Annotated in this window: 10 protein-coding genes; 6 read left to right on the forward strand and 4 right to left on the reverse strand. The window is 68.3% G+C overall.

Annotated features, from left to right (window positions below):
* The 3 genes from ACR2JA_RS09905 to ACR2JA_RS09915 all read left to right on the forward strand — a co-directional run.
* A partial coding sequence (locus ACR2JA_RS09905) for an ABC transporter permease (RefSeq protein ID WP_434008919.1) occupies positions 1 to 526 on the forward strand: 526 nt, incomplete at its 5' end.
* A gap of 118 nt (positions 527 to 644) precedes the next feature.
* Positions 645 to 1,388, forward strand: a complete 744-nt coding sequence (locus ACR2JA_RS09910; protein WP_434008920.1) for an ABC transporter ATP-binding protein — start codon at positions 645 to 647, stop codon at positions 1,386 to 1,388.
* A 14-nt stretch (positions 1,389 to 1,402) separates the two neighbouring features.
* The gene (locus ACR2JA_RS09915; protein WP_434008921.1) at positions 1,403 to 1,804 is read left to right on the forward strand and encodes a hypothetical protein; all 402 of its coding nucleotides are present in this window, start codon (positions 1,403 to 1,405) and stop codon (positions 1,802 to 1,804) included.
* On the opposite strand, the gene ACR2JA_RS09920 is transcribed toward ACR2JA_RS09915, so the two are convergent.
* Together ACR2JA_RS09920 and ACR2JA_RS09925 are read right to left on the reverse strand one after the other, a co-directional pair.
* Entirely contained in the window at positions 1,789 to 2,499 is a 711-nt protein-coding gene (locus ACR2JA_RS09920; RefSeq protein WP_434008922.1) for a response regulator, read from the reverse strand. The two genes, ACR2JA_RS09915 and ACR2JA_RS09920, sit on opposite strands and share 16 nt — an antisense overlap.
* The gene (locus ACR2JA_RS09925; protein WP_434008923.1) at positions 2,496 to 4,421 is read right to left on the reverse strand and encodes a type IV pili methyl-accepting chemotaxis transducer N-terminal domain-containing protein; all 1,926 of its coding nucleotides are present in this window, start codon (positions 4,419 to 4,421) and stop codon (positions 2,496 to 2,498) included. Before ACR2JA_RS09925 ends, ACR2JA_RS09920 begins: the two co-directional genes overlap by 4 nt.
* Positions 4,422 to 4,546: 125 nt before the next feature.
* On the opposite strand from ACR2JA_RS09925, the gene fdxA reads away from it, so the two are divergent.
* Positions 4,547 to 4,897 (forward strand): ferredoxin FdxA, encoded by a 351-nt coding sequence (gene fdxA, locus ACR2JA_RS09930; RefSeq protein WP_434008924.1) that lies wholly within the window; start codon positions 4,547 to 4,549, stop codon positions 4,895 to 4,897.
* Positions 4,894 to 6,330 carry a cytochrome c oxidase accessory protein CcoG gene (ccoG, locus tag ACR2JA_RS09935; protein ID WP_434008925.1) on the forward strand — a complete coding sequence of 479 codons (1,437 nt, stop codon included), beginning with the start codon at positions 4,894 to 4,896 and terminating at the stop codon, positions 6,328 to 6,330. The genes fdxA and ccoG (ACR2JA_RS09935) overlap by 4 nt, the downstream gene beginning before the upstream one ends.
* Here the strand turns inward: ccoG (ACR2JA_RS09935) and ACR2JA_RS09940 are convergent.
* On the reverse strand, positions 6,314 to 6,811 hold the full coding sequence (locus ACR2JA_RS09940) for an RrF2 family transcriptional regulator (RefSeq protein WP_434008926.1): 498 nt from the start codon (positions 6,809 to 6,811) through the stop codon (positions 6,314 to 6,316). The genes ccoG (ACR2JA_RS09935) and ACR2JA_RS09940 overlap by 17 nt on opposite strands.
* Positions 6,812 to 6,923: 112 nt before the next feature.
* On the opposite strand from ACR2JA_RS09940, the gene ytfE reads away from it, so the two are divergent.
* A complete protein-coding gene (gene ytfE / locus ACR2JA_RS09945; protein WP_434008927.1) occupies positions 6,924 to 7,634 on the forward strand; it encodes an iron-sulfur cluster repair protein YtfE in 711 nt (236 codons plus the stop codon).
* Positions 7,635 to 7,682: 48 nt separating this feature from the next.
* Here ytfE and ccoG (ACR2JA_RS09950) read toward each other — a convergent pair whose 3' ends face one another.
* Positions 7,683 to 9,119, reverse strand: coding sequence for a cytochrome c oxidase accessory protein CcoG (ccoG, locus tag ACR2JA_RS09950; RefSeq protein WP_434008928.1), 1,437 nt, complete (start codon positions 9,117 to 9,119; stop codon positions 7,683 to 7,685).
* Positions 9,120 to 9,416: the final 297 nt, after the last annotated feature.

Raw genomic sequence — 9,416 nt, forward strand, 5'->3', positions numbered from 1 at the left:
CCTGCAGACCAGCAGCCGCAGCGTGAACGCGGTGCTGGTGCAGATCGCGCCGAGCTTCACGCCCGAGCAGGTGGCCGAACCGATCCGCCGCTGGAAGCACCTGAGCGTGTACACGCGCGACGGCATGGAAGACATCCTGATCGTCAAGCTGATCGCCAACTCGGCCAAGCAAATCGGCATGTTCCTGGTGATCCTGGCCATCGTCAGCGCGGCGATCGTGGCCTTCATCATCTACACCATGACCATGGGCAAGCTGCGCGAAATCGCGGTGCTCAAGCTCATCGGCACGCGCGACCGCACCATCGCCGGCATGATCCTGCAGCAGGCGCTGGGCCTGGGGCTGATCGGCTTTGCGGTGGGCAAGGTGGCGGCCACGGTGTGGGGGCCGGCCTTCCCCAAGTTCGTGTTGCTGCTGCCGGGCGACGCGGTCACCGGCCTGGTGGTCACGCTGATCATCTGCGCGCTGGCCAGCACGCTGGCGATCCGGGTGGCGCTGAAGGTGGACCCGGGCGCGGCGATCGGATGAACCTGTCCCGTTCAGGTGAACCACTCCCCGTTCGGGCTGAGCCTGTCGAAGCCCCGCCCGCGCAAGTCCTTCGACAGGCTCAGGACGAACGGATTTTTTTGAGCACCCAGACGAAGCCATGAACACCACAGCCACCGGCGGCATCCTGATCGAAGGCCTGCGCAAGGTCTATGGCCACGGCGACACGGCCGTGGAAGCGCTGAAACACGTGAACATGCAGGTGGCCCCCGGCGAGGTGGTGGGCCTGGTCGGCCCGTCGGGCTCGGGCAAGAGCACGCTGCTCAAATGCCTGGGCGCGATCATCGAACCCACCAGCGGCAAGATGACGCTGGGCAACGAAGTCATCTACGACAACGGCTGGAAGGTGAAGGATCTGCGCGAACTGCGGCGCGACCGCATCGGCTTCGTGTTCCAGGCGCCCTACCTCATCCCCTTCCTGGACGTGACGGACAACGTGGCGCTGCTGCCCATGCTGGCGGGCCTGCCCAATGCCAAAGCCCGCGAACGCGCGCTGGATCTGCTGATGGCGCTGGACGTGCAGCACCGCGCCAAGGCCGAACCTTCACAGCTGTCGGGTGGCGAGCAGCAGCGCGTGTCGATTGCGCGCGCGCTGGCCAACAAGCCGCCGGTGATCCTGGCCGACGAACCCACCGCGCCGCTGGACAGCGAGCGCGCACTGGCGGTGATGCGCATCCTCAACCAGATGGCACGGCAGGCGCACACCGCGATCATCGTCGTCACACACGACGAAAAGATCATCCCCACCTTCCGGCGGATCTACCACATCCGCGACGGCCAGACGGTGGAAGAAGCCGGCGAAGGCCGCGCGTTGGACGACACCGCCCCCCTCCCATCCGCCTGACCTGGAGAAACACCATGACCTCATCCCGCTTCATGAAAGCACTGGCCGCCGTGGGCATGGTGTTCGGCACGCTGACCGTGTTCAGTGGCTGGCAGGGCCTGTTCGGCGACGCGGCCACCCGCGCGGCGCTGGGCCACACCGTGGGCTACGTGCTGTGGTTCAACTTCCTGGCGGGCTTCGCCTACGTGGCCGCCGGGCTGGGCCTGTGGCGCGGCCAGCGCTGGGGCCTGTGGCTGGCCACGGCGCTGGCGTTGGGCACCGCGCTGGTGGCCGCGGCCTTCGGCCTGCATGTGCTGGGTGGTGGCGCGTTCGAGATGCGCACGGTGGGTGCGCTGGCGCTGCGCCTGGGGTTCTGGGCGGTGGTGGCCGCCGTGGGCTGGCGCCAGGCCGGCCGGGAGCGTCAGGCCAGGCCCTGACTGGTGGCGAACACCGCCGCCTGCACGCGGGAACTCAGGCCCAGCTTGCGCAGGATGTGCTGCACGTGGATCTTCACCGTGGTCTCGGCGATGTCCAGCTCGCGTGCGATCACTTTGTTGCTGTCGCCGCGCGCGATCAGCAGCAGAATTTCGCGCTCGCGCGGTGACAGCAGGTCGGCAGCAGAGGCGGCTTCGCGCGGCACGGCCGGCACCACCGGGGCGCTGGCGGGAACCGCCAACGGCACAGCGGCCGGCGCGGCAGATGGGCGCGAACGGAACACCGCCACCAGCTTGGTCATCATCTCCGGGCTGATGACCGACTCGCCGTCCACCACCTTGACGATGGTTTCGCACAGCTGGTCGGACTCCACCGTCTTGAGCAGGTAGCCGTCGGCCCCGGCCTGCAACGCAGCGGCCAGGTCGTTTTCGTTTTCGCTCACGGTCAGCATCAGCACGCGCGCGGCCGGCGCGGCTTCCTTGAGCGCCGGGATCGCGTCCACCCCGCGCACCCCGGGCAGGTGGTTGTCCAGCAGGATCACGTCGGGCCGCTGCTGCGCCAGGCAGCGCAGGGCCTCACCCACGTCGCCGGCCTCGCCGGCCACCTCGAAGCGCTCGTCCTGCGACAGCAGGGCCTTGAGGCCACGGCGGAACAGGGTGTGGTCGTCGACCAGCAGCAGTTGGATGGAACGGGTCATGGGGTGTTCAGAACGGAGTCGGAAAAGTCCAGGCCCGCCGTGCCCACGCCCACGGCGGTCACCGGGTTGGTGGGCAGCGTGAGCGTGACGGTGGTGCCCTGGCCGGGCAGGGAGTCGATCAGCACCGCCGCGCCGATGCGTTCGGCACGCTCGCGCATGATCTTGGTGCCCACATGGGTTTCGCCATGGCGCTGCGCGGTGTCGAAGCCGCTGCCGTTGTCGCGCACCACAAAGCGCCATTGCGAGCCCTTGTGCACGTCCAGGCTGACATGGCTGGCCCCGGCGTGCTTGCGCACGTTCGACAGCGCTTCCTGCACCACGTGCAGCACCTGCACCTGCACATCGGCCGGCAGGGGAAGGCCTTCGCCGTCGAGCTGCAGCCGCGTGGGCAGGCCGGTCTGGTGCTGGAACTTCTGCAACGTCTCCTGCAGGGCGGCTTCGATGTCGTCGGTGTTGGTGCGGGTGCGAAAGTGCACCAGCAGCTCGCGCACGTCGTTGATGCTTTCCTTCAGGCCCGCGTCCAGTTCGTCCAGCGTGGACTGCACCTGCTCGGGCTGCTGCTTGAGCACCGCGCCGCGCAGCAGTTGGGCCTGGATCTTCAGAAACGCCAGCGACTGCGCAATCGAGTCGTGCAGCTCGCGCGCCAGCAGGGCCCGCTCCTCGCCCACCGCGGCCTCGCGCTCCAGCGCGGCCGCGCGCAGGCCTTCCAGCGCGCTGGCCAGGTGGCTGGCCAGCGCGTCCAGCAGCTCGGTCTCGTCGGCGTTGAGCTGCACCTCGCTGCGAAAGAACAGGTCGATCTCGCCGATCAGGCGCTGCTGCAACCGCACCGGCACGCTGACCAGGTTCTGGTAGCCCACCTTGGCGCAGTGGCGCATGGGCGCCGCGTCGTGCGAATGGATGGGGATCACCCGCGTGCGCGCATCGGGCTGCAGGCTGCCGCAGGCGCAGGCGCCCGCGATCAGGCTGCGCTCTTCGGCCTGCATCTCCTGCGGGAAACAGTCGGATGCCAGCATCAGGTAGCGCTGGTTGGCCTCGTCGGACCAGCGCACCGCCACAGCGTCGGCTTTCATGACCGAACGCACGCGCTGCGAAAAACCCTTGGACAGTTCCTCGATGGTGTTGGCCTTGGCCAGGAAGGCGCTGACCTCGTACAGCGCCTCCAGCCGCGCGCGCTGCGCCTCGATGCGCTCGGTCTTGGCCACCACCTTGGCCTCCAACCCTTCATAGAGCGACTGCAGCGTGGCGGCCATGCGGTTGAAGCCGGCCGCCACCTGGCCGAACTCGTCCTGCGTGTCCACGTCGATGCGGGTCCCGAACTGCCCGCCTTCGACCTGCGCCAGCCCGCGTTGCAGGTGCGCCAGCGGGTTGATGACGTACTGGTAGCCGGTGAACAGCATGACCACTGCGGCCGCGATGGCCAGCGCCATCATCACGAACTGGAACAGGTTGAGCAGCGCGGTGTAGCCGGCCAGCTGGTGTTCGATGGCCAGCACGAGGCGGTCGATGGCACGCACGAACTCATCGGCCGAGCGCAGCAGCACCGGGTCGTCGGCCTGCTGGGGCAGGGTCCAGAGCGCGCGCTGGCTCTGCCAGAGCCGTTCCACGGCGGCGAGTTCGCGCTGCACGTCCACGTCCGACGGCACGAACAGCGGTCGTGTGGCATCGCCGTTGCGCAGCAGGCCCAGGCTGTCGTCGAACTGCTGCACCAGCGCCTGCACCTCGGGCGCCGGCCGCTCGGCCTGCACCGCGCTGGCCAGCCGCCAGGTCTGCATGCGCATGCGCCCGGCCTCGTTGACGGCCGCGGCCCCGCCTTCGAGCTGGCGGGTGATCCAGAGCGTCAGGCTGATCGACGCCAGCGCCAGCACCAGCAGGGCCGCGCCGATGCGGACCAGCTTGACGGAGAGGGAGGCGTTGTGGGTCATGGGTTGGGCAGATCAACAGCGTAGGGCCAGGGCACTGTACCCGCTGCAGGCGCGGGGCCATCGGGGCGATGGGGGTGTCCTGCGATTAAGATTCACAAAACATGAATCTTTAGACACCACCCGACATGACCCACGTTGTCACCGAGGCCTGCATCCGGTGCCGTTACACGGACTGCGTCGACGTCTGCCCGACCGACGCTTTCCGTGGCGGCCGGAACATGCTGGTCATCCACCCGGACGACTGCATCGATTGCGCCGTCTGCGTGCCCGAGTGCCCGGTCGACGCCATTTTCTTCGATGCCGACGTGCCGTCAACGCAGCGCCGCTTCATCCCTATCAACGCCGAGCTCAGCGAAGACTGGCCCGTCATCACCCGCAGCGTGGCCGCCCTGCCCGACGCCGATGACTGGGCCACCGTCGGCGACAAGGCCGGCGAACTGGACCGGCGCGCCCCCGACCCCAAGACCACCCCATGAGCCTGCCCTCCCCCGCCGCGAACGGTCAGCCCACCGGTTCGCTGTACGAAAGCCGCATCAAGATCTACCCACGCTCGGTCACGGGCGTGTTCGCGCGCTGGCGCTGGGTCATGGTGTGGGTGACCCAGCTGTTCTTCTACGGCATGCCCTGGCTGCAGTGGAACGGGCGCCAGGCCCTGCTGTTCGATCTGGAGCAGCGCCGCTTTTATGTGCTGGGCCTGGTGCTGCAGCCGCAGGACTTCATCTACCTCGCGGCCCTGCTGGTGATCAGCGCGCTGGCGCTGTTCTTCTTCACCGCCATCGCCGGCCGCCTGTGGTGCGGCTACGCGTGCCCGCAGACGGTCTACACCGAGATGTTCCTGTGGATCGAGCGCAAGACCGAGGGCGACCGTTCGGCCCGCATGCGGCTGGACGCCCAGCCCTGGTCGCTGCACAAGCTCTGGCGCAAGGGCGCCAAGCAGGCCGGCTGGATCGGCCTGGCGCTGCTCACCGGCTTCACCTTCGTGGGCTTCTTCACCCCCATCCGCGACCTGGCCACCGCGCTGCTGATCCCCGAACAGAGCCCCTGGCTCTGGTTCTGGGTGTTGTTCTATGGCTTCGCCACCTACGGCAACGCCGGCTTCATGCGCGAACAGGTCTGCAAGTACATGTGCCCCTACGCCCGCTTCCAGAGCGCGCTGATCGACATGGACTCGCTGGTCATCGCCTACGACGGCGCGCGCGGCGAAAACCGCGGTCCGCGCTCGCGCAAGGCCGAAGAACGCCCCGCCGGCCTGGGCGACTGCGTCGACTGCACCCTGTGCGTGCAGGTCTGCCCCACCGGCATCGACATCCGCAACGGGCTGCAGAACGAGTGCATCGCCTGCGCCGCCTGCATCGACGTGTGCGACGACGTGATGGACAAGATGGGCTACCCCCAGGGCCTGATCCGCTACACCACCGGCAACGCGGTGGCGCAGGGCTGGAGCGCGCGCCAGATGCTGCGCCGGGTCTGGCGCCCGCGCGTGCTGATCTACGGCGCCCTGCTCACCGCGCTGAGCGTGGGCTGGCTCTGGAGCCTGGGCCACCGCAGCGAGGTCAGCGCGGTGCTGATCAAGGACCGCGGCTCGCTGGCGCGCATGGTGCAACGGGGCGCGATCGAAAACACCTACCGGCTGCAGCTGACCAACAGCCAGGAAACAGAGCGCCGCTACCGCCTGGCGGTGACGGGTGTGCCGGGCCTGCGCATCGATTCGGACACCGGTCTGACGGTACCCGCCGCGGCCAGTGCATCGGTGCCGCTGCGCCTGGTGCTGCCCGCCGACGCCGCCCAGCGCCAGGCAGGGCAGACGCTGCACGCCACCGTGCTGGTGATACCGGAAGACCCGCAAGACCCGGCGGGCGACGGCCAGCCGGCCGCGCACGCCGAGGCCGCCTTCACCGTTCCACGTTGATGCGCCAGCTGGGCTGGTCGCGCCACGCGTCCAGCGACAGTGCCGCCTGGGCGTCGCGCGCGCGCGCCGACGGCGAGGGCACCACCAGCTCGGCCAGCGTCACCTGGTCGAGCACCGCGAGGTAGGCCGACATGGCACGGCCGAACGCGTGCTTGAGCCCGCAGGCGCCGTCCATGGGGCAGCTGTTCGTCTCCCGGTTGAAGCACTCGACCTGCTGGAAGTCCGTCTCGGTCAGGCGCACCACCTCACCGACGCTGAGGGTGGACGCCGGGCGCTTGAGGCGCATGCCGCCGCCACGGCCGCGGCTGGTGTCGATGAGGCCCTGCGCCGCCAGCGTCATCACGATCTTGGTCAGGTGGCTGCGCGAAATGTCGTGCGCCTGCGCGATCTCGCCGATGGTGGTCGGCTGTTCACGGTCTTCGTGCGCCGCGCAGTGCAACAGCACGCGCAGGCTGTAGTCGGTCCATTGGGTCAGTCGCATGGTGGCGGGGTCGTTCGTCCGGATGCCCGGACTCGTTCGAAGGAAATATGCACCTGTCGTGCATTTTATGGCTCAATACATTCACTTTATGTGAATCTTTAAAAGGAAGCCCATGACCACCGCCACCAACGCCATCACCGAACGCCCCGTCGAACAACAGGCCATCGGCCAGATCGCCGTCGACCTGCCCGGCGCCACCGCCATCTTCCGCCGCCTCAAGCTGGACTTCTGCTGCGGCGGCCAGGTGCCACTGGCCCAGGCCTGCGCCAGCAAAGGGCTGGACACCCAGGCCGTGCTGGCCGAGCTGGCCGGCCTGCAACGCAACGACCACGCACCCGACGCACAGGACCCGGTGGCGCTGATCGACCACATCCTCACCCGCTACCACGCGGTGCACCGCGAGCAGCTGCCCGAGCTGATCCGCATGGCGCGGCGCGTGGAGGCGGTGCACCGCGACCACCCGGCCGTGCCCGTGGGCCTGGCGGCCCTGCTGGAAACCATGGAGGTCGAGCTGCTGGAGCACATGGAGAAAGAGGAACAGGTGCTGTTCCCCGCCATCGAGAACGGCGCGGCCAGCCTGGGCGAACCCATCGGCGCGATGCGCGACGAACACACCGGCCACGGCGCCCTGCTGGAGCAGCTGGCCGCCCTGACCAGCGACCACACGCCGCCCCTGGGCGCCTGCAACACCTGGCGCGCGCTCTACGCCGGCACCGCGCAGCTGACCGACGACCTGATCAGCCACATCCACCTGGAAAACAACGTGCTGTTTCCCCAGTCGGAAACCGCCGGCGGATGCGGCGGCGCCTGCAGCTGCGCCTGAACGCTGACGCGGACCGCGCCGGCCCGCACCGCGGTGCGGCCCACCCGATCAGCGCGGCACCAGGAAGGTGGTCTTCTCGTCCAGGTGGATGGCCGCGTCGTTCTGCGACCGCAGCCGGAACACGATGGGGTGCGAACCGCTGCTGGCACCGGGTGGGACCTGCACCCGCACGGCCACGGTGCGCACCTCGGTGGGCAGCACCTGCACCGTCGGGTCGGACGCGACCACGATGCCGTCCATGCCCTGCACATCCACGTGCATGACTTGCTGGACTTCGGTGGCGTTCATGATCTGCAGGCGGTAAACGTTCTCGATACGGCCTTTCTCGACCATGCGCGCCAGGGCGCCGCGGTCGCGGATCACGTCCACCTTCAGCGGCACGCGCAGGTAGAGGCTCACGCCCACTGCCACCGCGATGGCGGCCAGCACGGCGGAATAGATCAGCACCCGCGGGCGCAGCGCGCGGCGGACGATCTGGGCCTGGCTCCAGCCGCCGGTCATGGCGTTCTGGGTCGAGTACTTCACCAGGCCGCGCGCGTAGCCGAACTTGTCCATCACCTCGTCGCACACGTCGGCGCAGGCGCCGCAGCCGATGCACTCGTACTGCAGGCCCTTGCGGATGTCGATGCCGGTGGGGCAGACCTGCACGCACAGGGTGCAGTCGACGCAGGAGCCGAGGCCTTTTTCTTTCGGGTCCACCTTCTTGCCGCGCGAGCCGCGGGGTTCGCCCCGTTCGGTGTCGTAGGTGACGATCAGGGTGTCTTTGTCGAACATGGCGCTCTGGAAGCGGGCGTAAGGGCACATGTACTTGCAGACCTGCTCGCGCATGAAACCGGCGTTGCCGTAGGTGGCGAAGCCGTAGAAAAAGATCCAGAAGGTTTGCCAGGCGCCCATGGTGCCGGCCAGCACCTCGGCCGTCTGGGCGCGGATCGGGGTGAAGTAACCCACGAAGGTGAAGCCGGTCCACAGCGCGAACAGCACCCAGGCCAGGTGCTTGGCGCTGCGGCGGCCGAACTTGGCGCCGCTCATGGGCGCGTCGTCCAGGCGGATGCGGGCCGCGCGGTCGCCTTCGATCTTCTTCTCGATCCACATGAAGATCTCGGTGTAAACCGTCTGCGGGCAGGCGTAGCCGCACCACAGCCGCCCGGCCACGGCGGTGAACAGGAACAGCGACAGCGCCGCCATCACCAGCAGGCCGGTGAGGTAGATGAAGTCCTGCGGGTAGAGCACCAGGCCGCCCAGGTAGAAGCGGCGCGAGAGCAGGTCGAACAGCACCGCCTGGCGGCCGTTCCACTGGAACCAGGGCAGCGCATAGAACAGGATCTGGGTGAACCAGACGGCGGCCCAGCGCAGGCGGGTGAAGGTGCCGGTGACCGAACGGGTCTGGATCTTCTTGCGCGATTCGTAGAGGGAAATCTCGATCTCGTCGGTATCGCCGCCGGGCGGGGTGTGGGCCAGTGGCGGGTTCGCGGTGTTCATGGACATGGTGTGGCCTTGGTGGTGTCTCGCGTGGGCCCGGTGCCGGCACGGTGGCCGGCGCCGGGCGCGCCACCGCTCAGTCCAAGATCCGTGCCAGCACACAAAGCCCAAGCAAATCAGGCACTTGCCCGCATGGACCGACCGTCCGATGCCGATCATCACTGCCAAAACCGCCATTTTTGTCAGCCGTGGCAGACCGGGACCCGCACCGACCGGCGACAAAAAGTGCGACTGGGCAGCCGCCCCGCCCTTGAAAAGGCTCGGGGCCGCCCTTATCATTAGCACTCGCTGGAGATGAGTGCT

It is taken from the genome of Hydrogenophaga sp., from assembly GCF_051007235.1.
Classification (GTDB): Bacteria; Pseudomonadota; Gammaproteobacteria; order Burkholderiales; family Burkholderiaceae_C; genus Hydrogenophaga.